Source organism: Sulfitobacter sp. R18_1, from assembly GCF_017743915.1.
Classification (GTDB): Bacteria; Pseudomonadota; Alphaproteobacteria; order Rhodobacterales; family Rhodobacteraceae; genus Sulfitobacter; species Sulfitobacter faviae.
Genome location: NZ_JAGHRG010000001.1, coordinates 609,862 through 634,614 on the forward strand (window position 1 = coordinate 609,862; position 24,753 = coordinate 634,614).

Genomic DNA, 24,753 nt, shown 5'->3' on the forward strand with positions numbered 1-24,753 from the left:
AAACCTTTTGGTCAGATTGACCCGGAGATGATGTCCTGAACTTCAGTCAGGCTATCTCCGGATTTGCAGATTGCCTTAGTTCCGGTACCAGATGAGGTTACTGAACAGACTTCTCCGTTTGCCGAGACGAACTCATCTTCACCCTTAGGTTCGGGAATTTCTTCTTCGACAGGCTCCGGGGTTTGCTCGATGCGGAAATCAGTTGGCGCCGGGATGAAGGTATCTTCATACTGTGGCGGGGTGCTTGCACACCCTGCCACCAGAAGACCGACCGGTATGATTAGAAGTTTTTTCATCGATCAGGTCCGGAAGACTCCGACGGGACGCTTCCCATCAACAACGAAGATCGCCGTGACAGCCTTGTTCTGCATGCGGTTTACGGCAGTGGCGACAGTATCTTCAGGGGATACAACCGGCTCTACTGTACGCATCAGATCATGGGCCGACTTCAGCTGCGCGGGCGATGCATCTTTGGCATGTACGATACCAATCAGATTGCCAGCTTCATCGATCACACCTGCAATCGAAGTTTGGACCTTGGCCATCATCCAGCAAATTTCTTGAGAGTCGGTTTCAGGTTGAATGAGAGGCATATCACCACCGCTCATCATGCGCTCAGCTACCTTAGTCGTACTGGTTCCAAGAGAGCCACCCGGGTGCAGTGTGTTGAAGTTATCGCGGCCGAATTCAAGTTTGCAGCTGAGACCTACGGAGAGTGCATCGCCAAGAGCCATTTGCGCCGTTGTCGATGTTGTCGGAGCGAGCCCCAGAGCGCAACCTTCGGGCATCTTAGGGATGATCAGTGGAACAGTTGCGGCTTTCGCAAGAGTGGATTCAACACCCATGGTGATACCGATGATCGGTACCTGAATTTGCTCTGCGTATTGCAGGATAGCAGCTAGCTCAGATGTGTTACCGCTGTTGGAATAGCAGACAAGAACGTCATTTTTTGTGAGCATGCCCAGATCCCCGTGGGATGCTTCAGCCGGATGAACGAAATGAGACGGTGTGCCCAAGGACGCCATTGTGGCAGTGACCTTCTTGGCGACGTGACCGCTTTTGCCCATGCCGGTCTGAATCACACGGCCGTTGCCGCATGCGGTAGCCTTGTGCATCAGCTCAACCGCCTGATCAAACTCAGGCCATCCGCTTTTCAGCAGGTCGCGCATCTTAAGAATTACATTTTGCTCGGCATCGAGCATTTGAATTATCGCCGAATTTTGACGTTCTGTTTCCGAATTCATGTTACTATTCCCTCAAATAATGAAGGATTGTTACCATAGTAGTCCTTTAAGAAAGGTTAACGGTTCATGATTAGTCAAGAAGATAAGGCAAAAGGTGTGCAGCCTGCTAAGCGCAAACGAAAGGGGACTTCGTCTGGTGCTGCCAAGAAAGCTATTGATGTAAGGGTGGTGAACCGGCCCTATGAAGGTAAGGGTTCTTTTGCCAGGTCTGGAATGCTTACGTTCGACAGTGCCCGCCCGTTTTGGATGACGCTGCCCATCTTGCTATGGGGGTTCCTGAAACTACTCTTCCTGCCCTTAATAATCATCAAAGCAGTAGTGGAAGCAGCCCTGTCTGCCGCGATGCTAGCCATCATTGTCGGAATTGGTGCGTGGGGTCTGGGATTTGTCGAAAATAACCAGGCAGCAGAGTTTCTGACGACGTTTGGTGATAGATCTCTGGAACTCGCCCGGCTAATGGGGTTGCCCTACTAACAGGTACGCAAGTCTATCTCGGCGCAGATGTCTGATCCGTATCGTGTGTAGGTGCCGCCTGCGTTGGCGACAAGCCTTGCAACACCGATGTTTCCACTGTGATAGTAGAGGTCGGCAGTTTTCACGTTCATGTCTCGAGCGTGTTTTATGCCTGCTTCAAACAGGCGGGTGCCATACCCTCGGCCTTGATATGCATCCTCTACTGATATTGCGATCTCGGCATGTCCATGCGCTGTCCGGTGAATTTCCAAGACAGCACATGTTCGGTCATTCTCTTCGATACCAATAAGAAGGTCCGGGTTTGACTTCTCTGCGACGGTATCAAGGGCGTCTTCTCTAACCGCTGCGAGAAATCTCTTCCTTCGAGAGGATATCGACAGCCTTCTATAGTGTGCTTTGAGCACTGACCTCCATTCAGGAAGTCCTCCGCGTACCGGAACGGGCGTAGCAACCCTACTTGGTATCGCGGAGCCTGGCATTATCCGGCCCGATAGATGTTGTGCCGAAGGGTGCCGCGTTCGTAGCCCAAATCCCGAAGTTGCTTATCGCTCAGGCTTGAGAGGACTTTGAATGTCCGATTGCGGATGTAGTCCTTGCGCATCCGTGCAAAAATTTCTTTGATCTTGTTCATGGTTGTATCCTTGTGATAGCGATCATTTGCGCTATCCGTACAAGTATTACTATGGATAAGTTTGCAATGCTGCATTGCAGAAAGCGCAGAGCTATGATTACTTATCAAGTAATACTTGGTTATAGCGTGACCCTTGCAAAAATATGCTCTATCTGCGAGCCAACACAGGAGTCTATTCATGTCCAAAGAAATCACGCTATCTCAGCAGCAGAAAACCGATCTCATCTCGCAGGTTCTTAAGGCCCCCGCCCTGCCGAGTTCAGCACAGTCCATAACCGGCCGATACACTGACGAGGAGTCACGCAACTTCTTGGACAATGTGATCGCAGACATCGGGCCCGATGTGATGGAGGCCGCTTCCGGTGTCACTATGAACGTGGTTGATCAGTATTTGGAGGCCAACGGGATCGATAAGGAGGGCTTCTGGGAAGACTACTATGAAAGTCGTGAGAATGGTGAGGAGCCTGGTGTTGTGGTGGACTATGAGGCGCCATTAGAGCCCGCAGAAGCTTCGGCGCCGCGCCTTTCGAAACAAGATCGTATAGAGGTTTCCTCAACCGCGATGGTAGCGGCCGCCCTAAATCAGAGCCGCGACATGATTGCTCCCCTGAATAACGTCAAACTGCATAGCTTTGCGACTGTAGCGCAGGCTCCCGGAGCTCGTATGATGGCGAGAAACATCTTTGGGTTGTTCCCTTGTTTCAGGGCACTCGGTAGCAATGCGGTTGATCGAATGGATGTTGCTATGCACATCGAGGCACGACCTGGTGGTAATGATCCTCAAGCAAGAGCGATGGTGCAGCGCATCGGGCCCGCACGTATGACTGGTCGCGAAGATGTTCAGGGAATTGGTCGCTGGATCAAGGAGCATGGCATGTCCCTTGCTGCAAACCGCGTTCAGATCCCTACTGGCCTCCAAAAATATGAATCCAACGTTCTATTTGCTGTCAGCGATGATGAAACCTTCTTGTTTGTAGAAGAGAGAGCAGATCTGGCGTCGTACTCTTTCAATGATGAAACAGGGCAGCTAACAGCAAGGGTTAAGCCCGGCAAGGAGATCCAGTCTGGTGAAATAATCGCTTACATCCCAATTAATGGAGGTGGGGAGACCGCTGTCGATAATTTTGATCGCATACCCAGGATAAACGGTGACATGGAGCTTAGGCCGGTTGTTGGTCGTCCAAACGAGCTTGCTCTCTGCTATACAGGCGAGGAAGTCCTCGAGCAGCATGATGTCGTCACAGCTAACTTCAATCGCAGTGATCTTGTGCCTGAAGTTCGGGCTATGCGAGAGAAAGTGAAGAGCTTCTTTGATCCCATTGGTAATTTCGGTGGCCATAGCGGCGGTGGATCTCCGGTCGACGCCCAGTTCGTATATCGTTGGCCCGGTGGCAGAAAGTATTTCGAAAGCAATCCGGAGGCGGTTCAGCAGCTTTCCCAGCTGATGGCGGCTCGTGATACTATCGAGATTACAATGAACTTGCAGGAAGATATGCGCCGCATGGGGCTGTTGGAGAGCAAGAAGGAGGCAAAGGTCGCCGCAATCAGTTCTAAAACGGCCGACACGCAGGAAGTTGAGCAGGTAAAGCCTGATCTTCCTCCAGTGACGCCCCCTGCCCCACGGGTTTCCAAAAATATGAATAACTCCAAGCCGGTGAAGCTGATGTCTTTTCTCAGAGAGCGCGGTTACCTGCCGCGTCAGTATAAGGTGGGTGCTGGCCGTCAGATGGTTCTCTTCAAACAGAAGGGGGACGAGTTCCTGGTGATGTCAGCTGCGGACGGTCGTCCACTCCCAAGCTCGCGTGAAATGAATGTGGAGCTGCGGGATTCACCAGAGGATGAGGCAGGTAAAACCATTTTGGCTACCATTTCCAATGCAATGTCCCCTGAAGAGATCATGAATGCCATTGGGAACTTTGAGCCAGAAGGTACAGCAAACACGCCGTAATCTTGTTTAAGCTTGACTTAATCATCGTAGATCAATTATATTGTTGACAAATATTGGAGATTTATAATGATTGGTTTTCTTGAAGGGGTGGTGAGGGTGCGCCGTACTGATGCGCTTATCGTATCCTGCGCTGGGGTGGGATATCTCATTCAGTGCGGGCCTCGCGTCGTAGATGCTGTCGAAGAAGGACAGTCTGTAGAGTTCTTCATCGAGACCAAGGTCAAGGAAACCGATATCTCTCTTTACGGCTTCGTGGATGAGGATGAGCAAGACCTATTCAACCAACTCCTCAAGGTTCAGGGTGTGGGCGGCAAGGTTGCCCTAAATATTCTGGCGATGGGCTATGATCGCTTTTGCCAAGCCGTGATGGGTGACGATGCAAAAGCGATCTCGAGTGCTGATGGTGTGGGCCCTAAGCTTGCGCAACGCGTAGCGACCGACCTCAAAAAGTATGTTGAAGCCAACTTCGATGGTGCTCATTTGGCGACTATTGAAGTCGGTGCTCGTAATATCGCAACCCAAGGTCTGAAGGGTCTCGGGTTCACCGAAGCGCAGGCAGCTAAAGCCTTCGAAAAGGTTGCTGCCGCCAATGACAATGTGGCTTCGATGAACGGTCAGGAGCTTATCAAGAAAGCCCTAGCTCACCTAGGGTGACCTTTATTGCTCTCCTGCTGCCTCTTCGGCCGGGAGAGCAATCTGAACCCCAGAGTCGACAAGCATCTTGTACAGATGTCCAAAGGATTCGATAGAAGGCATGTGCTCCTGCTTGCGCTGGGAAAGAAACTTCTCAGCCTGTTTGGCAAACGCGATAGCACTATCTGTTTCCGCGTCCGTGCCTGTCTTATAAGCCCCAATCCGGATCAGTTCTGCCATGGCATCATATTTTGCGAAGAGTTGCTTGGCTTCCTTCATAATCACGTATTCAGCATCTGTATGGCAGTCAGGAAGCATACGACTTACGGACTTCAAGATGTCGATAGCAGGATAGCGACCGTTTTCCGCGATTGTACGATCCAAAACAATGTGACCGTCGGTGATCCCTCGAACCGTATCGGAGATGGGTTCATTGTGATCATCACCGTCCACCAGAACCGTGAAGATGCCTGTGATGTCTCCCATATTTTTGGTGCCTGGCCCGGCGCGCTCAAGTAGGCGAGGAAGCTCTGCAAAAACGGTGGGCGGATAACCCTTGCTGGTAGGCGGCTCTCCTCCTGAGAGGCCAATCTCGCGCTGTGCCATGGCAAATCGGGTCACGCTGTCCATCAGGAGCATTACCTGAAGTCCTTGATCCCGGAAATGTTCGGCAACTGTCATTGCTGTCCAAGCAGCCTGGCGCCGCATCAAGGGTGGCTCATCACCTGTGGCAACGACCAGGACAGACCTCTTCATGCCTTCCTCGCCGAGATCCTCTTGGATGAAGTCTTGGACCTCTCGGCCACGTTCACCCACAAGACCAATAACGATAACATCCGCATCGGTGTTTCGTGCCAGCATGGACATCATGGATGATTTACCAACGCCCGAACCGGCGAAGATGCCCATACGCTGACCCCGGCATATTGGAGTGAAAACATCCATCGTCTTGATCTGGGTTTCGAGCTTATGCCCTACTCGCTTGCGAGAGAAGGAGTTGAGGGGCTCATCTTTGAAATAGCGGGCCCTACCGCCTTCATGGAGTGGCCCTTGATCATCTAGAGGCTTGCCGAGTGCATTAACGGTGCGCCCAATCCAGCTGTTGTCAGGATAGACAACATCGCCAGCGGTATGGACGCGAACCATGTCTCCTACGGAAACCCCATCCCAAGACCCAAATGGCAAGAGAATGGTGCCGTCTGCGCTTACACCGGTGACTTCGGCAAGTACTTCACCGCGCTTACCTTTAACCAGACAGCGGTCGCCCAAGCTAATTTCGCTCTCAAGACCGGTGAATTTCAAAGACATCCCGGTAATCGCCTTAACTCGCCCCACTAGTTTGCGAGCGGGTTGGGATCGTACTTGAGAGGTCATCTGAGAAAAGACTGTGTGCATAAATTTAAACCGGCATTTAATAATAATCAGTCATGCTATACATGACCTAGATTAATAGAGTGATAAAATATGGACTTGAACAATCTTTCAGTAATGAATGTGGCCTCAAAGAAAATGAAGTGGCTAGCATCAAGGCAAGAAGTTATTTCCACGAACATTGCGAACGCAGATACGCCTGGATATCAGTCTCGCGATGTGAAGTCGTTTGACGACTATGTGGATGGAAACCGTACTAGAACTGGTGTCCGGACCACTAATGCGATGCATATTGGCGGCAAAGGTGGCTCTGGCGAGGTAGCTAGCAAGGTAGATGCAGATGCTTGGGGTCGAAGCATTAATGGCAACACCGTGAGCCTTGAGCAGCAATCCATTAAATCTGTGGAAACTGCTGAGCAGTATAAGATGGTCACAAATTTATATAAGAAATCCGTCGGCCTCTTGAAGATTGCCGCATCGGGCGGTCGCTAAGAGGAATTATCATGGACCCATTGAAATCAATAATGCAGATCGCCGGTAGCGGTATGATGGCACAGGGAGAGCGCCTTAAGGTGATCTCAGAGAATGTGGCGAACGCAAACTCTACTGGCAGCACTCCGGGTGCCGACCCATACCGTAGAAAAACCATTTCTTTCGATGAGATGGTGGACAGAAGTAGTGGAGCTACCATGGTGAAGGTCGATGATATCGGCCGCGACATGTCCGACTTCAAGAAAACCTATGATCCACAACACCCTGCGGCAAACCGGATGGGCTACGTGAAGATGCCAAATGTGAATACGCTCATTGAGATGGGCGATATGCGGGAAGCCTCGCGCAGCTATGAGGCTAACATGAACATGCTCGATACCGGGCGCAGAATGAAATCGCAGACAATAGATCTGCTCAAATAAGAGGTAAAATATGGCTATCAATACTACTACACTGAATGGCGCCGCCCAGAGCGCATATGCGAAGTCAAAGACCCTTTCTGGTCCCGGCAACGGCATTATCGAGGCCAACAAGAAGGCTGGTAGTTCGTTTTCAGACATGCTTACAGATGCGACCAAAGAAGCGGTCGATGTGGTTCGCAATTCTGATGTTATGATGCAGAAGGGCATTAAGGGCGAGGTCAGCGTTCAAGAGGTTGTTCACGCTACGATGTCGGCAGAGACCACGCTGAACACTATTGTCGGTATCCGAGACAAGGTTGTGCAGTCTTACCAAGAAATTCTGCGCATGCCCATCTAATCCACTGCCGCCGGAGGCTCAGTTCTTGCTCTTCCGGCGGTTTATGCTTGTTAATCCTTGCAATCCTTCGGGCCTAACTGTATCATCCCCGTAATTTGAGGGATATTTATGACCGAAGCAGACGTTATCTCCATTCTGAAGGAGGCAATCTGGACAATTTTGATTGCGGCAAGCCCTATCTTGGCTTGTGCTCTCGCTATTGGTCTGTTCATCGCTTTCTTCCAGGCTCTCACGCAGATCCAGGAGATGACACTGACGTTCGTGCCAAAGATTGTTGGTATCTTGATCGCTCTCACGGTGAGTATCCCGTTCATGTTCTCCTCGATTCAACAGCTCTCAGATAAGATCTTCGATCTCATTGTGGTTAGCGGACTTTAGAATGAGAGTCCCCGCAGTTCTTTTGACGTCTCTGCTGTTTCTAGCAGGGGCGACCTCCGCTACGGCTGGCAACTGGTCCTGGTTTCATGGGGGAGATACCCATTCAGAAGTCCCACGCGAGCCAGAGAAGCGCAAGGAAGTGCCGGTTGAAGCACCACCGAGTAAGCCCTTCCCAGATCGATCAGCCTGCGTGTCCCAAATTCTAAAGGCTCAAGAAAAATATGGAATTCCCAATAACATCCTTCTGGGTATAGGACTTCAGGAAACTGGACATCGGGCGAGTGATGGCAACCTTACAGTCTGGCCGTGGTCGGCCAATGCTGCTGGTGAAGGGCGCTGGTTCACGAAGCGTGATGAGGCTATCCGCTGGGTGGAGGCCAAGCTGAAATCAGGTGTGAACTCGGTAGATGTAGGTTGTATGCAGATTAATCTACGTTGGCACCCTACAGCGTTTAACTCCGTGGCAGAGGGTTTTACGCCTGAGCTGAACGTTGAGTACGCGGCCCGCCTTCTTTTGCGCCTTCGAAAGCAGACCGGCTCTTGGGAGTTGGCTGCGGGTTCCTATCACTCGTTCACACCCAAGTACCGCAATAGGTACCTCAAGTCCTTGCGTAAGAAGATTGCGTTTGCCAATCAGAAAGTCGGAGAGTTCCGCCGCGTAGCGCAGATTGATCGTGCTAGTCATAAAAAGAATTCAAGAATAGTCATGAACAAAGTTGCATCTCCCACCCCTTCTGAGGTAGTATCCCCTAAAGAGCAGTCCTCAGCTGGTCTCTGGTCTTCCGGTGGCAATCAGGGCGGGTCTGCATCTCTGTTTTCAAACGGAAAAATTTCACCGCTGTTTGGCGGAAACTAATTTGAGCATGGAATAATTTGATATGAGTACAGCAACCAAATCAGCGAAGTCTGGCGCCCAGTCTTTCGGTGGTAAGAATAAGGATATCGGCTTCGCCCTAGGCGTGATCTGGATCCTCGCGATGCTTTTTGTGCCTCTGCCGCCGATCCTGCTTGATTTCGGCCTCGCTCTATCTCTGTCGTTTAGCATCTTGATCCTGATGGTAGCACTATGGATTCCGAAGCCGCTAGAGTTCAACTCGTTCCCGACCTTGTTGTTGGTGGTTACGATGTTGAGACTATCGCTAAACATTGCCTCTACGCGCCTGATCCTGGCTCAAGGTCACACGGGCACTGATGCGGCAGGTGGCGTTATTGAAGGGTTTTCGCGTTTCATCGTTGGCGGCAACTACGTCATTGGTATCGTTATCTTCGTGATTTTGGTGGTCATCAACTTCATGGTTATCTCCAAGGGTTCGACGCGTATCGCTGAGGTGTCCGCACGCTTCAGTCTGGATGCGATGCCCGGTAAGCAGATGGCAATCGACGCAGACTTGGGTGCTGGTCTCATTGATGAGGAGCAGGCTAAAACTCGGCGTAAAGAGCTTGAAGATGAAAGCTCTTTCTTTGGTGCGATGGATGGTGCTTCTAAATTTGTTCGGGGCGATGCCGTAGCTGGTATCATCATCACCATCATCAACGTGGTAGGCGGAATTATTATTGGGGTTGTCCAGCACCAGCTTAGTGTTGGTGAGGCTGCTAACAACTACACTGTTTTGACTATCGGTGATGGCCTTGTATCTCAGATCCCTGCCCTCGTGGTTTCTCTCGCTGCTGGCTTGATCGTAACTAAGGGCGGTACTCAGGGGGCTACCAACGAAGCTGTAATCCAGCAGTTGGGCAAACACCCTCGAGCGATGTATATGGCAGCCGCTCTCCTTGGTTCCATGGGTCTGCTTCCAGGGTTTCCCATGCCTATCTTCCTTGGTCTTGCGATTGGTTTGGCCGTAACAGCCTATATGGTTGCCAAGAAAACTCGCGAAGAAGAAATGCGTGAGGTTGCAGATCGAGAGGAAGATGATCTCAATACTGCCTATAGCGAAGAGACCCCTAAAGACCTGCTGAATATCGATGACCTGCGCCTTGAGCTGGGTAGCGGTCTGGTCAAGCTGATCTCTAGCATGGATGCTGCGTTGCCAGGTAAAGTACGCAGCCTTCGTAAGTTGTTCGCCAAAGAGTTTGGTTTCCTGCTCCCCTTCGTGCGCATCAAGGATGAAGCCAACCTTGGTGGGAATGAGTATGCCATCGTGGTTCATGGCGTGAAGGTTGCCAAGGGTGAGGTGCGTCCGAACTCTATGCTCGTAATCAACCCTGCAAACGAGAACATCGGCGTTCCGGGAGAGCGGACGCAGGAGCCCACCTTTGGTTTGCCAGCACTGTGGATCGATCCTGCCAGGACTGAAGAGGTTGAGCGTAAGGGCTTCACAGTTGTGGACCCAGAAAGCGTAATCACAACCCACATCACCGAGATCCTCAAAGAGCACATGCCTGAGCTTCTTACATATGGCGCCACTCAAGAGCTTATCGAAGGCTTGGATCGTCGCTACCAAAAGCTAGTGAAGGATATCGGTCAGGGTTCTCCAGAGGTCCTGATGCAGCGTGTACTTCAGAACCTACTGAGTGAGCGTGTTTCAATCCGGAACCTGCCCTTGATTGTGGAAGCTGTAACTGAGGCGAGTGCCCAAACATCTAATGTGGTCGTGATCACTGAGCATGTACGTCAGCGCCTTGCGAGCCAAATCTGTCAGAGCTTGATGGATGAAACAGGCTATGTGCCGGTTGTGGTGATGTCTGCCCATTGGGAGAATGAGTTCCTTGCGGCCGTAAAAGCCAACGGTGATGAGCGCAGCTTCGTGATGTCCCCGCAAAGAGTACAGGAGTTCGTCTTGGAAGCTCGCACGACGCTTCATGATTTTGCGGAGCGCGATGAATGGCCTGCTATGCTTGTTAACCCCGAGGTTCGCACGTTCGTTCACTCCATGATGGAGCGTGTCAGCCCAATGACGCAGGTAATCTCGCACAACGAGCTGCACCGTAAGGTTCCGCTGAAGACAGTCGCGACGATTGGTTCCTAATGGATCTGACAGCTTTCCTCACAGGCCAGATATTCGGGTATATTCTCGTTATCGCCAGATTGGGCAGTGCAATGCTGTTTATGCCCGGTCTGGGGGAAGCCTACGCTCCAGTGCGAGTACGCATCCTGTTGGCCCTTGTATTGAGCCTGGCACTATATCCTATGGTGCCAGTCCCCCCTCTGGTGGAAGGCAATCTAGTCTTTCAGGCAAAACTGATCATTTTCGAGGTTACCATTGGTCTGTGGATTGGCCTTATGGCCAGGATTTTGATGACCTGTCTTCAGTTCGCAGGCTTTCAAATCGGTCAGGTATCGGCCCTCGCGAACGCCTTTGCTTCCAACTCTGGTTCATTCCAAGGATCCACGATGGTCGCAAACTTCCTTCTTGTCTCAGGGGTGGCGCTTATTTTCATCACAAATACGCATCACATCATGATCCATTCGTTGATGAAATCTTATAATATTTTTCCGCTGGGAGAGATCATTCCAGGCGATCTGTCTCAGCAGGCCGCCAAGGTTGCGACCTACAGTATCTATATCGGGATGTCCTTGGCTGCTCCGTTCTACGTTCTCGGCATTCTAAATAACGTGGCCTTGGGTCTCGCCAACCGGATGATGCCTACCTTGCCTGTGTTCTTTGTCGCTTCCTCGATGCTCATCTTCTCTGGGCTTCTGGTCTTCTACATCGCGGCTCCATCCATACTAAAAGGTTTCTTCCAGGTCTTCCGTGTCTGGTTTGAGACCTTTGAAATATAGGGGGCGGGATGTCAGACGAAGACCAGAGTCAAAAGACAGAAGAGCCAACACCGAAAAAGTTAGCTGACCAACGAAAGAAAGGTAACGTCCCATCGAGCAAGGAAGTCGGCACTACGGTGTCCGTATTCTCTCTCATGGTTATCGTTGTATTTATGCTTCCCGGGGCCACTCAGGAGATGGCTCGAATACTTTTCAACCTTATTCAGGCAGCTCCCACAGCCCAGATAGGTGAGAGCCAGCAAGGCCTGAAAGATGTCGGTGGCTATACAAGCGCCCTTGTTCTAGGTGTCTTTGGTGCAATGGGGAGCCTTTTCCTCATGATGATGATTGCAGCTGTATTTGGTGTTCTCGTACAGGGCGAGACCGTGGTCACCACTGAGAGGATTAAGCCAAAGGGTAGCAACATTTCCCCTATGAGTGGACTGAAGAAGATTTTTGGTCTCGATAACTTCATCGAGTTTCTCAAGAGTATCGTGAAGGTCTCCGTGGTAGCCATCATCGGCTTCTTTATCGTCAGAGCTGCCGTTGGAGATATTGCTACCGGAGTTCTGTTCCTGCCGGAGAATATTCCTGGTTACGTTCGCTCCAAAGTGGGTTTGATTCTGGTAATTGTCGCAAGCATCTTGGTGCCTGTGGCGGTGGCAGACATGGTGTATAAGCGCATGTCCTGGATCAAGAAGAACCGCATGAGCCTTAAAGAAGTGCGGGATGAGCATAAAGACAGCGAGGGTGATCCACAGCTGAAGGCGAAGCGCGATGAAAAGCGTCGTGAGTTATCGCGTCAGCGCGTGACTGAGAGTGTCCCTAAATCTACTATTATATTAACAAACCCAACGCATTATGCGGTTGCCTTGAAGTATGAAAGAGGCGTGGACCCTGCCCCCATATGTGTTGCCAAAGGTGTCGATACAAAAGCGAAGTCCATTCGTGAAATCGCCAAAGAGCACGAGATACCAATCGTAGAGAACCGCCCCCTGGCCCGGGCTCTATATGCGACGGTGGATCTCAACGACATGATTCCGGCCGAGCACTGGCAGGCTGTCGCTGAGATCGTTTCCTACGTCATGGACTTGCAGAACAATATCAAGCGTAAGCCGCCAGAAGGATCCGAGCTTAGAGAAGATCTCTAAGAAGCGTTACTGAACTCTTCCTGCATCCAAACTCCTACAAAGGGAGCATCTACCGACTGTCGTGATTTTGGGATCAGTTGATCGTCTACACGCTCGAATTTCAGTTCGATGTTGTTTGCCGCCACTGCGATATTTTCGAGAAGCCATTCTTTCGTGGTGACTTTCGGAGAGATGCTGGCGCCTTCCTCATCTTCCCCAAGGACGAAGCCTTTACCACCGAAGGGTTGATGACCTCCGGTGATTTTAAACCAGTATACTTGATCCGAGAAAAGGCCTTCTCCATCTACATAGAAGCAATCCCCTTTGGCATTCGCCAGATAAACTACTTCATAATAATCTACGTCCCTGCCCTCATATGAGAGGACTTTGTAGATATCGTCGTAATCTGTGAATTCGGCTTCCTGAATGATGTCTTCAGGCTTAAAGCCTTCCTTCAGATTGCCATTTTTCCAGTCGATAATCGTGGGGTCGATGACCCAACCCTTGAATGCCATAAAAACTCCATACTCTGTTATCGAAGCTTAACAGAAGGAGTTTCGTAGGTGCAATGCTTAGGGTCGAGGTGCCGACGGTGCTTCTTCGATTTCGAAGGTTAGCTGGTGACGTGCATTATCAATGGCCATCCAAGCATCAAGCCACGGGTTCTTGTGAACCTCATGATCTCTGAAGAGGTGATCTCGGCCCCGGAACTGATCGCAAAGGTCATCGCGAAGTTTGACGGTACCACCGTTCGCGAGCCAGTCGTCGAAGTCCGTGCCATATTCCTTGTCGGCATCGGCATGTTCGATCATTTCCAGCCATAGGGCGACGGCGTAGCTAAAGTCGTTGTCAATCAAATATTGGGTGACGTCGTGAGCTTTGATCTGACGAGAAGGATGGTCATCTGGTAAATCGATTGCTGCATGTACACGCTTCACTCTTAAGCCTGCACTATCTATCGCCATCCAAGCATCATCGAATGGGTAACGACGCTTCCAAGTGGACCCCTCGGGATCCTGGAAAAGGTCATCTCTATCTTTCAGAGGCATGCAAAGGGTATCTCTGAGATGAACAGTCCCGCCTTGACCGCTATCTAGGATTTTTATCCAGTCGACGAGATTATCGTTGAAGTCATTGTCCTCTCTGGCACGCTCACAGATAGCATCCCAAAGGGGAATTGCGTGTTGTTTGTCTGCATCTACGAGGCAATCACGGATATCTTTGACGTCGATCATTATTCGGCTCCTTACATGCCAAAAATATATGGCTGGGAGCGCAACCCGCAAACTAAAAAGGGCCCTAGGAAGATTACTTCAAAGGACCCTTTTCAATTTTGTAGTGATCGGTTACTTTATTTTCAGACCTGTAAGGTTCTGGTCACCCGGTAGCTTGGACCGCTCAAAGATGATTTTAGAAATGGCTCGCGCTCGCACAGCATCCATCTTCGCAATAATCGGAGCGACTTTGCGTTCCTGCATCTTGCCGAGCACCAAGACCGTCAGTTCGAGATCAAGGTTGTTCATAATCGTAGCGGCTTCAGCAGGTTTCATGCCGCTATAGATGGTGATCAGTCGGTCTACATCACTCGTATGGGCCTTCTTCACGGTCTCAATGAGGTTTTCGATGGTCCCCTTAAGCTCGTTCATCTGATCCATCTCGATGGCAAGCTTCTGACGTGCAAGGTCAACTTCAGCCATCTGCTCTTCGGCATCCTTCTTGGATTGAGCAACAAGCTCTCTCTCATCTGCGATGGCTGACAAAAGAACCTCAGGGGGCTCTTCGCAAACCAATTCAGGATCGCTCGGGGCTGGCTCTTCCTCTTTTTCAGGCTCTTCGGCAGCTAGAGCGCTGAGCAGGCGAACTTCGCCGCCTTCGAAGCTGTTATAGGACTCGTATAGTTCAGGGAGAGATGTCGCAGCTTTAGCGCTGAGGCCGCCAATAAGGACGAGTGCAATAAGTTTTGTGTTTAAAAATACCATTAGTTTCTACCACGTGCGTGTGTGAAAAATTGCGAGATAAGGTTTTCCTTGCCGGAAGTGGGAATCTTCACTTTCGGGGTGTAGGCAGATGTGCTGAGCAGGTCGAGCTTGCTGCGTGCGTCGCGAGCTTGTTCGTTAATCTGCTTAGCCACATCCTCAGCTGTCATCCGCATGTCGGTGATGGACATTCTGGAGTGATCAACTGCCTGGGAAAAGCTCTCGATAGCTGGACCCAGCTCAACCAGGGCTTCACGCAAAGCTCTAAGCTTCTTTGTCGTGACCCGATTGTGCCAGACACAAGCAACAACGGCGAGCAGTAGAACTACATCAATCAGCGCGGAGATCATCGAGCACCTCCTGCTTGCCGTACAGATCACCGGTCACTCTGAGAGCGAGGCTATCATTTTTCTTTTGGCCCATGACACCCTTCATGAGTGGCTTGCCAGCACAGGAGACAATAGCCTCATGGTCATTGTCGATACGCAGGTCCAAAGTGTCGCCTGTCTTCCATGCGAGCACTTCTTCAAGAGGAACCTTAATTTCATGAAGGATCGCCTGAAGGGGAGCATTGGTGTACTCGACCTCATTAGTCAGGTGGGTTCGCCATACCTGATCGCCGCCTAGTTTCTCACCGAAGAATACCTTCGACAGAAGCTTTCTTACTGGTTCGATGGTGGCGTATGGAATGATGAAATCGACATTCCCTTTGCGGCTGTCCAGCGTGACTTCCATAGTGACATGAATGCAGGGGCTCGTTGCCTGGCTAATGGTTGCGAACTGGGCGCTAGTCTCAGTGCGTTCAATCTCAAAGTCGACTTCGGTTAGTTGCGCAAAGCAGTCCTTTAGGTCTTTAAGAATGACATCGGTAAGAGATGCGCCAATTTTGCGTTCGATGCTCGTGAAATTGCGACCTTCGGTCTTAGCAGGCTGCGCTTTGCGTCCACCCAGCATGATTTCCAGGGCTGCGTAAAGCAGACGGGCGTCCATGCCTACAATCAAGTGGCTATCCCAAGGGCGGGCACGAACAACGGATAGAAGTCCGGGGATCGGGAGAGCGCCGGTTGCCTCTTGGTAAGATGTGTATTCCAGCATCTTGATGTTCACGTCTGCCACCGCTGAAGTATGTGACTTCAAGCTGTTGGTTAGCGACAGGATGAGACGTTCAAAGATCACGTCGAGCATCGGAAGCTTTTCGTAGTTCAGCATCGACATGTAGATCATTTGCTCTTCTACGGTTGCAAATGTCGGCTCGTCCGAGTGATCTTTCCTCTTATCTCCAAGGATATCATCAATATCGCTTTGGTCCATGGCAGCACCTTCCTGCCCCATAGCTGCTGCCATCTCGTCATCGACGGACATGCCAGAGTTCTCACTGACATCCTCGTCTTGCTGATCGATGTCGTCCTTACGATCATCGAGTTCATTATTTTCCTGATTTTCTTCAGTCATATTATTATGAAATCGCCTTTATTGAATAACCAGATCACCTATAAGGATCTCCTGCGGGCCCTTAGTACCAGCAATAGCTTTCGCACGCTTTAAAAGTTCTGATTTTAGTGAGAGTAATCCGTAACTTCCTTCAAGGTCTTTTTCGCTCAGCTGACGCATGTAGTCTTGGAATGAATCGCGAATGAACAGCTTTCTGTCTTTGATCTTTTCCCCGTGCTCCTCATCATAAACGATGGAAAGCTTGACCTTCATGAAACGGGTGGTAACACGCCCTTGCAGGGTGCGCCCTGTGATGTTCACGATAAATTCTTCCATGTTCATGATGCTGTAGCTCGTGGGGTGTTCTTCTTCCGCGTGTTCTTCCTTCGTCTCCTCTTTATGTAGGGTTTCTTCGGCTGAACCGGTCAAAATGTCGCCGACACCCCCTATTCCGACAGCAGCCACAAGCCCACCTACCAAAGAAATCGAGCTAAGAAGCACGATGGCGATGATTTTTAGAGGCAAGCCTCCAAGCTTACCCTTCTTGGGGACTTCCTGTTCTTCGGTTGTGCTTGCTTCTTCTTGCACTTTTTCTTCATTATCTGCCATCACGCCTCCTAAATACGTAATTTTTTCCTTGAAGTCGGAAATTTTTTCATGTTTAACCTTGAGGAAAAGGTAGTCATGTAGTGTTCGTATGGATAAGTAGTATAGTTGTTCTTGCTTACACTAATTTAAAACATTTCGGCAGAGGTCATTGTGAACTCAATTTTAGATAACTTAAAAGCGCTTGGTAAAGGTCGCTTGATAATCCTCAGCGGGGTTCTGATCATCACGGTGCTTGCCGTGTTCTTCGGAGTGAGGGCTGTTACCAAGCCCGTGTATTCCACGCTTTACAACGGCCTCTCTCCAACCTCGGCTTCCGAAATGGTGCGGACACTTGAGCAAGGTGGCTTCCAGGTGCAGATTTCTTCGGACAGTTCCGTAGTAATGGTGCCTCAAGGCGATATTGCGCGAGCGCGTATGATCTTGGCAGAGAATGGTCTTCCTAATGATGGCGCCCCTGGTTGGGAGCTATTTGATCAGGGTGGCAGCTTAGGGATGAACACCTTCCTTCAAAAGGTGAACTCCCGTCGTGCTCTGGAGGGTGAGCTTGCTCGTTCCATTCAGACAATCAAGGGGATCGATGCAGCCCGGGTTCACTTGGTGCTACCAGAAAGAGAGGCATTCTCTCGTGAACGTGCTGATCCTACTGCCTCTGTCGTCATCCGCACCAACTTGTCGTTTTCTATGGATAAGAAACAGGCACTGAGCATCCGTCATTTGGTTTCTTCTGCCGTGCCCGGCCTGTCACCCAATAAGGTTACAGTAACGACCAATAGCGGTGAAGTTCTTGCAGCAGAAGACGTTGATGGCGTCAGCGGTGAAGTGACCTTGCAGTCTGTTCGCTCGTCTCTTGAGGACCGCTATGCTCGTGCCGTAGAGAAAATTCTTACTGCTCGTGTAGGATCAGGTAACGCTCGGGTTCAGGTTTCGGTGGATGTGACCACTGAACGCCGTGTCGTTACAGAGCAATCGTTTAACCCGAACGAACAAGTTGTGCGTTCGACTGAAACTTCGACCAAAAGCGAAGAAGATACGCAGCAAGACGCGAGCGATGTTTCTGTAGGTAATAATCTTCCTGAAAACCTTGCTGGCGACGGTGCAGGTGGCCCGTCTAGTAAAAATACACGTGAAGAGAGCAATGAAATTGTTAACTACGAGATTGGCAGCACACTGAGCGAAACTGTGTATGAGCCAGGTGATGTTGAGCGTATTTCGGTAGCGGTTCTTGTGAACGGTATCTTTGAGCGTGAAGACGGTACTGTTGAGTACAAAGAGCGCGATCCTGAAGAACTTGAACTGCTGAAAGAGCTCGTAAAGACCGCTATTGGTTTCCAAGATGGTCGTGGCGATAGTGTGTCAGTTCGCAGTCTTCGCTTTATGGATTACAGCATGGATGTCGGTGAGCCGATTGGCCTGTCGATCATGCAGGTCCTGACTGAAAATATTATGACCATCATCAAGTGGATCTTTGCACTCCTGATCGTCGTGGCGGTACTCGCTCTTGGTCTTAAGCCAACCCTGCGAGCAATTGCTCCCCCTGCTCCTGTTAAGGACGAAGATGAGGAAGCTGTCAGTGAAGATGGGGAAACTCCGTCGGAAGCTGCGGCCAAGCCTGATCAAGGTGGTAGCGACGACGCTGCTGAGCGCCCAACTCCTGATGCTCTGAAGTCAGTACAGGAAAAGGCTCAGAAGGACGAGGAGATGATCAGTGTGATGTCCGTTCAAGGTGGCGTTCGCAAGCAGCGTCTGACGCATCTGGGTGACATGGTTGATAAAGACCAAGAGGAAACCCTCAAGCTGATCCGCGCATGGATGGCACCGGAGCTTTGAAATGACTAGGTCAATGATGAACTGCGTTATCACTCGGAATTTCGATCTTGAAGATCAGGAAGCCGCACGGCGGAAAGCCACAGGGGAAGACAAGGTTTTCTCCTTGGAAGATCACAACCGTGCGCTTGCTGATGCAGTCTCCAAGGCGAAGGAAGAAGCATACCAAGAAGGCTACAATGCTGGAGAGGAAGCAGCAAAGGCGTCCATCTTAGAAGGATGCTCCAAAACTCTGGAGATGATTGCGCCACAGATGAAAGAATTCTTGGATGCCACCACAACGCACCAACGAACGCTTGAAACTGAGGTTGCGGACTTTGCCCTGTCGATTGGACAAAAGGTATTTCCTGATTTGGTAGAGCAGGTCAGCTGGGAGCGAGCGCGCGAAGAGATTAAGCGCGTTCTGGAGAAGTGTATCGGGCGACCGAAGCTGAAGATTTTTGTGTCAGCGGAAGTCCACGAGACTATGGCAGACGATCTCGAAGAGTTGGCGGCGACTGTAGATCATGGCCAGACAGTAGAGATCGTCGTGGATAAAGAATTCTCGAATGGGGATGCAAAGGTCGTCTGGGATGACGGCTTCATGTCCTACTCGTTCGAAGATGTTTGTAACGAAATTATGAAAACGGTCACGGCCGTTCAGAAAACCTAAACCAGACAAAGGAATTATAGAATGTCGGAAATGGATTACGAAAAATTTGAAGACGAAGCTACTCCACAGGAAGCTGAAGTTGATACCAGCGAAAAGGGCAAGAATATCGATGCCATGATGCGCGTATCGATGGATGTTCGTATCGTCCTGGGTGAAACCAAGATGCCGGTTGCTCAGGTTTTGAAGTTGGGTCGTGGTGCTGTTATCGAGCTGGATAAGAAAATCGGTGAGCCCGTAGAGGTCATGATCCATGACCGTGTGGTAGCTCGTGGCAACCTCGTAAAGGTTAGTGAGGGGCGTCTCGGCGTCACTCTGACGGAAATCGTCAAGGACTACGTGCCGGAAGCTTAATCGCTAAAGGTAGAAGGATAATCGGGGCGAGTATGTCTAAGGATCTTGTAAAACTGACGAAGGAGGAGCCGGATAACCTGGTTCGATACCTTGTTGGTAATTCCATTGAAGAAGTCGAGCGGTCGCTAATTAATGCGACCCTCGAGCGCTGCATGGGCAAGAAGGCACTCACGGCAGAATTGCTGGGAATTACCCCGAGAACGCTGAGTAATAAACTCAAGAAATATACTGAAAGCAGAAGCTGAAATGTCATTGAAAAACATCGTCTCACTCATGGCCGTGTCGGTCATGGGGGTCTTCCTTACGGCCGCACCGTCCGCTGCACAGGAGTTTTCAAGTATATTGAAAGCGACTTCAGAGTACATGCAGGCGGATAGTTCGGAGGATACTTCCGAACTTAGCGGGCGCATCCTTCAGCTCTTGGCGCTGATGACCATTCTCAGTATCGCCCCCGGTCTGTTGGTTTTAATGACCTCTTTCACGCGCTTCATCATCGTATTCTCGATGCTGCGGTCTGCAATGGGTTTGAACCAGACACCACCGAACATGGTTCTCACCAGCCTCGCGATGTTTATGACGTTCTTCGTTATGCAGCCAGTCTTTGAAGACGCCTGGACCGGTGGCCTTGAGCCCCTTTTGCAGGACTCCATTACTGAAGAGCAAGCGATGGAGAATATCTCGAAGCCTTTCAAAGCTTTCATGTTCGCCAACACCCGCGAAAAAGACATGCAGCTTTTCCGTGACATGGCAGAAGCGGATCCAGAGGAGGCGATCAATCTGGAGACCGTAGGCTGGCGTGAGCTTATCCCTGCGTTTGTGATCTCTGAACTGCGCCGCGCATTCACAATCGGCTTCCTGATTTTCCTGCCGTTCATCGTAATCGATCTGGTGGTTGCATCCGTTCTTATGAGTGCAGGTATGATGATGCTTCCTCCGATTATGATTTCCCTGCCCTTCAAGGTGATTTTCTTCGTCTTGGTCGATGGCTGGTACATGCTCGTTGGTAGCCTGGTTGAAAGCTACTCTCCAATGTATGGAGGATGACATGACAGATCTAATGGATGACGCAGATCGTGAGGTTTTCCGAAAAGGCTTTCTAAATGATGACTTTCAACGTCACCCGATGGCGAATGACATCATCAAGATCGCAGCGGAAAACGAGATCGACCTGACAAATGTAAGCGCCGTATCAATGGTTTTGGAAAACCTGAAGGGCGCCGAAGGTACCGATCCCAAGATTATACTGATCCTGTCACTAATTTTAGAGTGTCTTGTTCATCATAAAGAGATGTTAACTCTAAAAGAGTTGATGGATGAGCAAGAAATTGATAATGATAACAAAGAATAAATAGATAGCATATATTTATAGCCAAGGTGTTTTATGAACGAGATTAAGAACGATATCAAAAAGCTGAAGGGGTCCGAAAAGTCGGCCGTCCTTTTCCTGTGCCTTGGCGAAGAGCGCAGCTCCAATCTAATGCGGCAAATGGAGGAGGATGAAGTCTTTGCCCTGACCCGCGCTATGGCTGGCCTCGGGATGGTGACCTCTGAAGTGGTCGAAGACGTGATCACCGAATTTATGGAAGGCATGACATCGGGTGGCGGTGTTGTAGGCAACTTTGGCGCAGCCGAGAAATTCCTTGGCAAGTTCCTTAGCCCTGAAAAGGTTGAGGAAATCATGCGCGATGTGCGTGGTCCCATCAAAGGTAAGGATCTTTGGGAGCGTTTTTCTTCTCTCAACGAAGCTGTCATTGCGGGTTATCTGAAATCTGAAAATGCTCAGACCGTTGCTGCGATCCTGTCGAAGGTGAAGGCAGATGTAACTGCCAAGGTTCTTCCGCTCTTGGGCAAAGAAGCTATGCATGATGTCATCCAACGTATGATTGTTATGGAAGCTGTGCCGAGAGATATCCTTGAGCAGATCGAGGATACTCTCGAAGCTGAGTTTATCATGTCGGCTTCGAGAGCATCTGGTCCGGATAGCCACCAGCGTATGGCTGATGTCTTCAATAAGCTGGATCTGGAAACCTTCGAAGGGGTTTCGCAGGCTCTGGACGAAGAGATGCCTGACGTTTTTGCGAAGATCAAACAGAAGATGTTCACCTTCGACGACTTGGCGCGGTTGGATATTCAGAGCCTCGGTCGCGTTATCCGTGCGGCAGAGGGCAATGTAATGCCAACTGCTCTCAAGGGCGCGAAGAAAGAAGTTCGGGAGTATTTCCTGTCTGCGCTGCCTGAGCGTTCGCGGAACATGCTTCTTGAAGAAATGAATACTATGGGTCCAGTTCGGATGAAAGACGTGCAGAATGCACAGTCGAGCTTGGTCGACGTTGCGAAAGCGTTGGCAGAAGATGGCAGCATCCAACTCCCGAGCAACGACGACGATGATGTCATGATTGAATGAGTATAAATAACGTTGGCGGTCCCGTTAGTGGGGCCGCCTTCGGTCAAGGTTCAAGCCTGCCGAAGTCCGCTCAAACTGCTACGCTACTGACGCCAGCCTCGATGAGAGAGCTGGCGAATGCAGGTTGGATTTCTGGCAAAGTATTGGCTGGTTTGGAAAATGGCGCCTATCGAATTGCGACCAATATTGGGGAGATAACGATTTCCGCTCCTCAGGCTTCCCTTAAAGTGGGGAGCGGATTGATGCTCTCATATGAGCAAACGTCAGGAAGGGTCGTTTATACACCCGCATTCCCTGGTGGTGGGTCCGAGGTCCCTAAAGACAGTGAAGGCGCCCAGAAGCCCTCTCCTGTGCCTCCTGCGCATCAAGTATCCAGTGTTTCGGCACCCTTATCTCTAACTTTGGGAGAGATGCCCCCTATTCAGCGGGCAATATCTGCGGGAAGCAGTCACGCCAACCAGACGCTTAGTGTTATATTTCCGACTTCCACAAACGGAAGCTTTGCTCTGATTGCAGCATTGTTCCCGATGGTGGTTCGAGGTGGCGTTCTATCTAAGTTGGCGACAGAGCAGGATCGGAGATATGCGTCCTCCTCGAGGCTACATAAACTGGCTGAAGAGGCTCTGGCCCCCGTCAAGAAGATTGATGATAGCGTTGGGTTCATGAACTGGAGCCTGCCCTTCTTCTCTGAGGGGCAAGCTCATATGGCAAAGTGGTTCCAGGGCGAAGAGAGTGTGTCAGGTGACGATGATCGTAAAGTTAGCCGCACCTTCCTAGAGGTTTGGTTCTCATTCTGCGGCACTGCTCAAGTGGATGCCGTCCTAGACGGGAAGTCCCTGTCTATTCAGATCGTCACTGAAAAGGTTGTTTCTGAAGAGCTGAGGCAGGATATCAGCGATATCGTGAAGCTGCTCGGTAAAACCTTCGAGTTTAACACAGAATTTCATTATGTTGCTGGCGCTGAATTCCTAGAGCACCACTTCGAAGATAAAAAGCTACCCTGATCGCGTATATCTACTGACCAGGGTAGCTTGATTATCTGTAAGCTGCTCTTGCAGAGAACGAGGCAAGAGCGTCAAAATCGTAAGTCAGGGCGCTGAAGCCACTGTTGTATGGATCAACGAGCTGTAGGATAGGTGAGGTTGCACCGGCTGGGGGGCTTTCAAGGTCCTTCAAAACGGCGTATTTGCGTTCAAGCTTTTCAAGCTCTACTGGATCCTTCAGCTTCTCGAAGTCATATTTTTTCTCGAAGAGTTCTTTCTGTTTATCGACATCTAGGTAGATGGCCTCTTTTGGGATACCAAGAGCGGTTCTCATGAAGTCACTAAGCTCTGCATCGCCAAGGATACCGTACCAGGTCTTCACCTCTCCTGCCTTCTCCCGCATCTCAAGAATGGTGCCAGCGTTTGGGCTCGTTTCGGTGTGAGCGTTCCGGTATTGTGTCTCCAGATACTTGTCGACCATCTCCTCCTGCCATTGGCTCGAGAACGTGTTGTAGTTGGTGACGCCTCCCGCCTGGAAGTCGATGGCCTCATGCATTGCTTTCATATTAGAGTCGTTAAGTCGGTTGAGAAGAGACGTCTTATCCTCCCGGTCACTCTCAAAGACCTTCTTCATCATGCCTTTAGCGTAAATCTTTTCTTCCAGATCGAAGGCCTTCATCATGAATGAGAAAGAGTCGTAGTCATTGATTAGGTCGTCAATAGACTCGACATCCCCAATCTTCTCGCGGAAGTTCTCAATTGCGCGTTTGTGGATAGGATCATTGGCAAGCACGTCCATTTGCTTGTCCTTTGTGCGCTCGATCAGCTTTAGCGTTAGTGGCGTGGACATACCTTCGAAAGTCAGCATGGAGGTTACCTCTGTTTCCTGTGTAAACTAACAGATTGCAAAAATAAGAGAAAAGTCAATTCCGGCAACTTACCAGAATTGACTAACTAATTAACCTTGTCGATCTTCGTCACGCATTATTGTGCGGATGCAGGTCAAAGCTTTGTAGTATTTCATCGCGCTTATATTGTTTGCCGCCTCGAAGATCATTCCTTGATGGGATCCCCGTACTGTCTGGACTAACCCGGCCAGTCTTTCTTGAATGTGGGGGACGATCTTTTCGCGTGCATCCGCATAAATGATCGAGGACTGAATGAGATAGTACACTTCCTTTACAGGTGTGTTGGCTTCATCCTGCTGAAGAATATCTTTGCCACGGAGGATGTCTGCATAATTCTCTATGGAAAGAATGGCGCTCTTACCGCCGTTCTTTATGACACATCCATTCACGATGATTTCTTCATCAGGCTTCATTTTTATCTTAAGTGGCATCTAAATTATGTACTCTTAAGCTCTGCCGGAAAGGCCGTTAATGATATTTCGGTTAACCTCGATAAGAGGCTCCACGGTGCCTTCACCCTTGAGGATCTCCGAGGTCTGCTTATCTATCCAGTGCGCGAGGGAGATAAGGTCGGCCTTCAATGATGGAGCCAGTTGGTTTTCTGGGGCCATAAGGTCAGCTTTTACCGTAATCCATAGCTTTTGATTGTCCCACAGTGCCTTTCGTACATCTGGGGTAATTGCTGATTTTCGCTCAGAGGCATCGACATCATCGATGCTTGCTTTTACAGCCTCAAGGTCGCTCGTTACCTGAGATAGAATACGACGCTCGATGTCTCTAGGTTGCTCAGTATTCTTGATGGTCTTTTTATAGGCGGAAAGGCTCATTATTATTTTTCTCCGTATGATATCA

General features: G+C 50.2%; 33 protein-coding genes. 19 read left to right on the plus strand and 14 right to left on the minus strand.

The features are described from left to right. Window positions 1-11: 11 nt before the first annotated feature. Window positions 12-296 (minus strand): hypothetical protein, encoded by a 285-nt coding sequence (locus J7392_RS03680; protein ID WP_209216241.1) that lies wholly within the window; start codon window positions 294-296, stop codon window positions 12-14. A 3-nt stretch (window positions 297-299) separates the two neighbouring features. Continuing rightward, window positions 300-1,244, minus strand: a complete 945-nt coding sequence (locus tag J7392_RS03685; protein WP_209216242.1) for an SIS domain-containing protein — start codon at window positions 1,242-1,244, stop codon at window positions 300-302. Between the two features lie 66 nt (window positions 1,245-1,310). Here J7392_RS03685 and J7392_RS03690 point away from each other — a divergent pair, with 66 nt between their 5' ends. Then, a complete protein-coding gene (locus J7392_RS03690; RefSeq protein ID WP_209216243.1) occupies window positions 1,311-1,718 on the plus strand; it encodes a hypothetical protein in 408 nt (135 codons plus the stop codon). Here J7392_RS03690 and J7392_RS03695 read toward each other — a convergent pair. Together J7392_RS03695 and J7392_RS03700 are read right to left on the minus strand one after the other, a co-directional pair. Then, entirely contained in the window at window positions 1,715-2,122 is a 408-nt protein-coding gene (locus J7392_RS03695) for a GNAT family N-acetyltransferase (protein WP_209216244.1), read from the minus strand. The two genes, J7392_RS03690 and J7392_RS03695, sit on opposite strands and share 4 nt — an antisense overlap. A gap of 74 nt (window positions 2,123-2,196) precedes the next feature. Further along, the gene (locus J7392_RS03700; RefSeq protein WP_209216245.1) at window positions 2,197-2,349 is read right to left on the minus strand and encodes a DUF1127 domain-containing protein; all 153 of its coding nucleotides are present in this window, start codon (window positions 2,347-2,349) and stop codon (window positions 2,197-2,199) included. A 178-nt stretch (window positions 2,350-2,527) separates the two neighbouring features. Here J7392_RS03700 and J7392_RS03705 point away from each other — a divergent pair, with 178 nt between their 5' ends. Both J7392_RS03705 and ruvA read left to right on the plus strand, forming a co-directional pair. Further along, window positions 2,528-4,297, plus strand: coding sequence for a hypothetical protein (locus J7392_RS03705; RefSeq protein WP_209216246.1), 1,770 nt, complete (start codon window positions 2,528-2,530; stop codon window positions 4,295-4,297). Between the two features lie 66 nt (window positions 4,298-4,363). Further along, window positions 4,364-4,951, plus strand: coding sequence for a Holliday junction branch migration protein RuvA (ruvA, locus tag J7392_RS03710; RefSeq protein WP_209216247.1), 588 nt, complete (start codon window positions 4,364-4,366; stop codon window positions 4,949-4,951). A 3-nt stretch (window positions 4,952-4,954) separates the two neighbouring features. Here ruvA and fliI read toward each other — a convergent pair whose 3' ends face one another. Next, the gene (fliI, locus tag J7392_RS03715) at window positions 4,955-6,325 is read right to left on the minus strand and encodes a flagellar protein export ATPase FliI (RefSeq protein WP_209216248.1); all 1,371 of its coding nucleotides are present in this window, start codon (window positions 6,323-6,325) and stop codon (window positions 4,955-4,957) included. 69 nt (window positions 6,326-6,394) lie between these two features. Between fliI and flgB the strand changes: the two genes are divergently transcribed. From flgB to flhB, 8 genes are all read left to right on the plus strand, one after another. Further along, on the plus strand, window positions 6,395-6,793 hold the full coding sequence (flgB, locus tag J7392_RS03720) for a flagellar basal body rod protein FlgB (protein WP_209216249.1): 399 nt from the start codon (window positions 6,395-6,397) through the stop codon (window positions 6,791-6,793). Between the two features lie 11 nt (window positions 6,794-6,804). Continuing rightward, window positions 6,805-7,215 carry a flagellar basal body rod protein FlgC gene (flgC, locus tag J7392_RS03725; protein WP_209216250.1) on the plus strand — a complete coding sequence of 137 codons (411 nt, stop codon included), beginning with the start codon at window positions 6,805-6,807 and terminating at the stop codon, window positions 7,213-7,215. A 10-nt stretch (window positions 7,216-7,225) separates the two neighbouring features. Beyond that, window positions 7,226-7,552 carry a flagellar hook-basal body complex protein FliE gene (locus J7392_RS03730; RefSeq protein ID WP_209216251.1) on the plus strand — a complete coding sequence of 109 codons (327 nt, stop codon included), beginning with the start codon at window positions 7,226-7,228 and terminating at the stop codon, window positions 7,550-7,552. 108 nt (window positions 7,553-7,660) lie between these two features. Then, window positions 7,661-7,930, plus strand: coding sequence for a flagellar biosynthesis protein FliQ (fliQ, locus tag J7392_RS03735; protein WP_209216252.1), 270 nt, complete (start codon window positions 7,661-7,663; stop codon window positions 7,928-7,930). A 1-nt stretch (window position 7,931) separates the two neighbouring features. Then, a complete protein-coding gene (locus J7392_RS03740) occupies window positions 7,932-8,786 on the plus strand; it encodes a transglycosylase SLT domain-containing protein (protein WP_209216253.1) in 855 nt (284 codons plus the stop codon). A 22-nt stretch (window positions 8,787-8,808) separates the two neighbouring features. Continuing rightward, complete coding sequence (flhA, locus tag J7392_RS03745; protein ID WP_209216254.1) at window positions 8,809-10,899, plus strand: flagellar biosynthesis protein FlhA; 2,091 nt, start codon at window positions 8,809-8,811, stop codon at window positions 10,897-10,899. Further along, on the plus strand, window positions 10,899-11,654 hold the full coding sequence (locus tag J7392_RS03750; RefSeq protein ID WP_209216255.1) for a flagellar biosynthetic protein FliR: 756 nt from the start codon (window positions 10,899-10,901) through the stop codon (window positions 11,652-11,654). Before flhA ends, J7392_RS03750 begins: the two co-directional genes overlap by 1 nt. 8 nt (window positions 11,655-11,662) lie before the next feature. Further along, complete coding sequence (gene flhB, locus J7392_RS03755) at window positions 11,663-12,784, plus strand: flagellar biosynthesis protein FlhB (protein WP_209216256.1); 1,122 nt, start codon at window positions 11,663-11,665, stop codon at window positions 12,782-12,784. Here flhB and J7392_RS03760 read toward each other — a convergent pair. The 6 genes from J7392_RS03760 to J7392_RS03785 all read right to left on the minus strand — a co-directional run bounded on the left by J7392_RS03760 (window position 12,781) and on the right by J7392_RS03785 (window position 16,779). Beyond that, on the minus strand, window positions 12,781-13,278 hold the full coding sequence (locus J7392_RS03760) for a hypothetical protein (RefSeq protein WP_209216257.1): 498 nt from the start codon (window positions 13,276-13,278) through the stop codon (window positions 12,781-12,783). The genes flhB and J7392_RS03760 overlap by 4 nt on opposite strands. A gap of 57 nt (window positions 13,279-13,335) precedes the next feature. After that, complete coding sequence (locus J7392_RS03765) at window positions 13,336-13,998, minus strand: hypothetical protein (RefSeq protein ID WP_209216258.1); 663 nt, start codon at window positions 13,996-13,998, stop codon at window positions 13,336-13,338. 111 nt (window positions 13,999-14,109) lie between these two features. After that, window positions 14,110-14,742 carry a hypothetical protein gene (locus tag J7392_RS03770; RefSeq protein ID WP_209216259.1) on the minus strand — a complete coding sequence of 211 codons (633 nt, stop codon included), beginning with the start codon at window positions 14,740-14,742 and terminating at the stop codon, window positions 14,110-14,112. Further along, the gene (locus J7392_RS03775; RefSeq protein ID WP_209216260.1) at window positions 14,742-15,089 is read right to left on the minus strand and encodes a hypothetical protein; all 348 of its coding nucleotides are present in this window, start codon (window positions 15,087-15,089) and stop codon (window positions 14,742-14,744) included. The genes J7392_RS03770 and J7392_RS03775 overlap by 1 nt, the downstream gene beginning before the upstream one ends. Then, the gene (locus J7392_RS03780) at window positions 15,070-16,191 is read right to left on the minus strand and encodes a FliM/FliN family flagellar motor switch protein (RefSeq protein WP_209216261.1); all 1,122 of its coding nucleotides are present in this window, start codon (window positions 16,189-16,191) and stop codon (window positions 15,070-15,072) included. Before J7392_RS03780 ends, J7392_RS03775 begins: the two co-directional genes overlap by 20 nt. A gap of 18 nt (window positions 16,192-16,209) precedes the next feature. Beyond that, a complete protein-coding gene (locus J7392_RS03785) occupies window positions 16,210-16,779 on the minus strand; it encodes a flagellar basal body-associated FliL family protein (RefSeq protein ID WP_209216262.1) in 570 nt (189 codons plus the stop codon). Between the two features lie 150 nt (window positions 16,780-16,929). Here J7392_RS03785 and fliF point away from each other — a divergent pair, with 150 nt between their 5' ends. The 8 genes from fliF (at window position 16,930) to J7392_RS03825 (ending at window position 23,014) form a co-directional block, all read left to right on the plus strand. Next, window positions 16,930-18,606, plus strand: a complete 1,677-nt coding sequence (fliF, locus tag J7392_RS03790; RefSeq protein ID WP_209216263.1) for a flagellar basal-body MS-ring/collar protein FliF — start codon at window positions 16,930-16,932, stop codon at window positions 18,604-18,606. Window positions 18,607-18,619: 13 nt separating this feature from the next. Next, on the plus strand, window positions 18,620-19,255 hold the full coding sequence (locus J7392_RS03795) for a hypothetical protein (RefSeq protein ID WP_209216264.1): 636 nt from the start codon (window positions 18,620-18,622) through the stop codon (window positions 19,253-19,255). A 21-nt stretch (window positions 19,256-19,276) separates the two neighbouring features. Beyond that, entirely contained in the window at window positions 19,277-19,606 is a 330-nt protein-coding gene (locus J7392_RS03800) for a FliM/FliN family flagellar motor switch protein (RefSeq protein ID WP_209216265.1), read from the plus strand. Between the two features lie 32 nt (window positions 19,607-19,638). After that, window positions 19,639-19,851, plus strand: a complete 213-nt coding sequence (locus J7392_RS03805; protein WP_209216266.1) for a helix-turn-helix domain-containing protein — start codon at window positions 19,639-19,641, stop codon at window positions 19,849-19,851. A gap of 1 nt (window position 19,852) precedes the next feature. Continuing rightward, window positions 19,853-20,650: a flagellar type III secretion system pore protein FliP gene (gene fliP, locus J7392_RS03810; protein ID WP_209216267.1), complete on the plus strand. Its 798-nt coding sequence runs from the start codon at window positions 19,853-19,855 to the stop codon at window positions 20,648-20,650. 1 nt (window position 20,651) lies between these two features. Beyond that, window positions 20,652-20,954 (plus strand): hypothetical protein, encoded by a 303-nt coding sequence (locus J7392_RS03815; protein WP_209216268.1) that lies wholly within the window; start codon window positions 20,652-20,654, stop codon window positions 20,952-20,954. Window positions 20,955-20,987: 33 nt separating this feature from the next. Further along, a complete protein-coding gene (locus tag J7392_RS03820) occupies window positions 20,988-22,010 on the plus strand; it encodes a flagellar motor switch protein FliG (RefSeq protein WP_209216269.1) in 1,023 nt (340 codons plus the stop codon). 101 nt (window positions 22,011-22,111) lie between these two features. After that, a complete protein-coding gene (locus J7392_RS03825) occupies window positions 22,112-23,014 on the plus strand; it encodes a hypothetical protein (RefSeq protein WP_209216270.1) in 903 nt (300 codons plus the stop codon). A gap of 31 nt (window positions 23,015-23,045) precedes the next feature. Here J7392_RS03825 and J7392_RS03830 read toward each other — a convergent pair whose 3' ends face one another. From J7392_RS03830 to flaF, 3 genes are all read right to left on the minus strand, one after another. After that, a complete protein-coding gene (locus tag J7392_RS03830) occupies window positions 23,046-23,861 on the minus strand; it encodes a DUF1217 domain-containing protein (protein WP_209216271.1) in 816 nt (271 codons plus the stop codon). 90 nt (window positions 23,862-23,951) lie between these two features. Continuing rightward, window positions 23,952-24,314: a flagellar biosynthesis repressor FlbT gene (locus J7392_RS03835; protein ID WP_209216272.1), complete on the minus strand. Its 363-nt coding sequence runs from the start codon at window positions 24,312-24,314 to the stop codon at window positions 23,952-23,954. Between the two features lie 33 nt (window positions 24,315-24,347). Then, window positions 24,348-24,728: a flagellar biosynthesis regulator FlaF gene (gene flaF, locus J7392_RS03840; protein WP_209216273.1), complete on the minus strand. Its 381-nt coding sequence runs from the start codon at window positions 24,726-24,728 to the stop codon at window positions 24,348-24,350. Window positions 24,729-24,753: the final 25 nt, after the last annotated feature.

Excerpts from the sequence above, each read along its gene's own strand:
- J7392_RS03830 (WP_209216271.1), bottom strand. The coding sequence starts at position 23,861 with ATGCTGACTTTCGAAGGTATGTCCACGCCACTAACGCTAAAGCTGATC.
- J7392_RS03770 (WP_209216259.1), bottom strand. The coding sequence starts at position 14,742 with ATGGTATTTTTAAACACAAAACTTATTGCACTCGTCCTTATTGGCGGC.
- fliP (WP_209216267.1), top strand. The coding sequence starts at position 19,853 with ATGTCATTGAAAAACATCGTCTCACTCATGGCCGTGTCGGTCATGGGG.
- flhB (WP_209216256.1), top strand. The coding sequence starts at position 11,663 with ATGTCAGACGAAGACCAGAGTCAAAAGACAGAAGAGCCAACACCGAAA.
- J7392_RS03825 (WP_209216270.1), top strand. The coding sequence starts at position 22,112 with ATGAGAGAGCTGGCGAATGCAGGTTGGATTTCTGGCAAAGTATTGGCT.
- flgC (WP_209216250.1), top strand. The coding sequence starts at position 6,805 with ATGGACCCATTGAAATCAATAATGCAGATCGCCGGTAGCGGTATGATG.
- J7392_RS03685 (WP_209216242.1), bottom strand. The coding sequence starts at position 1,244 with ATGAATTCGGAAACAGAACGTCAAAATTCGGCGATAATTCAAATGCTC.
- J7392_RS03690 (WP_209216243.1), top strand. The coding sequence starts at position 1,311 with ATGATTAGTCAAGAAGATAAGGCAAAAGGTGTGCAGCCTGCTAAGCGC.
- J7392_RS03795 (WP_209216264.1), top strand. The coding sequence starts at position 18,620 with ATGATGAACTGCGTTATCACTCGGAATTTCGATCTTGAAGATCAGGAA.
- J7392_RS03780 (WP_209216261.1), bottom strand. The coding sequence starts at position 16,191 with ATGACTGAAGAAAATCAGGAAAATAATGAACTCGATGATCGTAAGGAC.
- fliQ (WP_209216252.1), top strand. The coding sequence starts at position 7,661 with ATGACCGAAGCAGACGTTATCTCCATTCTGAAGGAGGCAATCTGGACA.
- J7392_RS03815 (WP_209216268.1), top strand. The coding sequence starts at position 20,652 with ATGACAGATCTAATGGATGACGCAGATCGTGAGGTTTTCCGAAAAGGC.
- J7392_RS03775 (WP_209216260.1), bottom strand. The coding sequence starts at position 15,089 with ATGATCTCCGCGCTGATTGATGTAGTTCTACTGCTCGCCGTTGTTGCT.
- J7392_RS03820 (WP_209216269.1), top strand. The coding sequence starts at position 20,988 with ATGAACGAGATTAAGAACGATATCAAAAAGCTGAAGGGGTCCGAAAAG.
- J7392_RS03805 (WP_209216266.1), top strand. The coding sequence starts at position 19,639 with ATGTCTAAGGATCTTGTAAAACTGACGAAGGAGGAGCCGGATAACCTG.
- J7392_RS03680 (WP_209216241.1), bottom strand. The coding sequence starts at position 296 with ATGAAAAAACTTCTAATCATACCGGTCGGTCTTCTGGTGGCAGGGTGT.
- J7392_RS03730 (WP_209216251.1), top strand. The coding sequence starts at position 7,226 with ATGGCTATCAATACTACTACACTGAATGGCGCCGCCCAGAGCGCATAT.
- flaF (WP_209216273.1), bottom strand. The coding sequence starts at position 24,728 with ATGAGCCTTTCCGCCTATAAAAAGACCATCAAGAATACTGAGCAACCT.
- J7392_RS03760 (WP_209216257.1), bottom strand. The coding sequence starts at position 13,278 with ATGGCATTCAAGGGTTGGGTCATCGACCCCACGATTATCGACTGGAAA.
- flgB (WP_209216249.1), top strand. The coding sequence starts at position 6,395 with ATGGACTTGAACAATCTTTCAGTAATGAATGTGGCCTCAAAGAAAATG.
- ruvA (WP_209216247.1), top strand. The coding sequence starts at position 4,364 with ATGATTGGTTTTCTTGAAGGGGTGGTGAGGGTGCGCCGTACTGATGCG.
- flhA (WP_209216254.1), top strand. The coding sequence starts at position 8,809 with ATGAGTACAGCAACCAAATCAGCGAAGTCTGGCGCCCAGTCTTTCGGT.
- J7392_RS03765 (WP_209216258.1), bottom strand. The coding sequence starts at position 13,998 with ATGATCGACGTCAAAGATATCCGTGATTGCCTCGTAGATGCAGACAAA.
- J7392_RS03750 (WP_209216255.1), top strand. The coding sequence starts at position 10,899 with ATGGATCTGACAGCTTTCCTCACAGGCCAGATATTCGGGTATATTCTC.
- J7392_RS03705 (WP_209216246.1), top strand. The coding sequence starts at position 2,528 with ATGTCCAAAGAAATCACGCTATCTCAGCAGCAGAAAACCGATCTCATC.
- J7392_RS03835 (WP_209216272.1), bottom strand. The coding sequence starts at position 24,314 with ATGAAGCCTGATGAAGAAATCATCGTGAATGGATGTGTCATAAAGAAC.
- J7392_RS03740 (WP_209216253.1), top strand. The coding sequence starts at position 7,932 with ATGAGAGTCCCCGCAGTTCTTTTGACGTCTCTGCTGTTTCTAGCAGGG.
- J7392_RS03700 (WP_209216245.1), bottom strand. The coding sequence starts at position 2,349 with ATGAACAAGATCAAAGAAATTTTTGCACGGATGCGCAAGGACTACATC.
- J7392_RS03785 (WP_209216262.1), bottom strand. The coding sequence starts at position 16,779 with ATGGCAGATAATGAAGAAAAAGTGCAAGAAGAAGCAAGCACAACCGAA.
- fliI (WP_209216248.1), bottom strand. The coding sequence starts at position 6,325 with ATGCACACAGTCTTTTCTCAGATGACCTCTCAAGTACGATCCCAACCC.
- J7392_RS03800 (WP_209216265.1), top strand. The coding sequence starts at position 19,277 with ATGTCGGAAATGGATTACGAAAAATTTGAAGACGAAGCTACTCCACAG.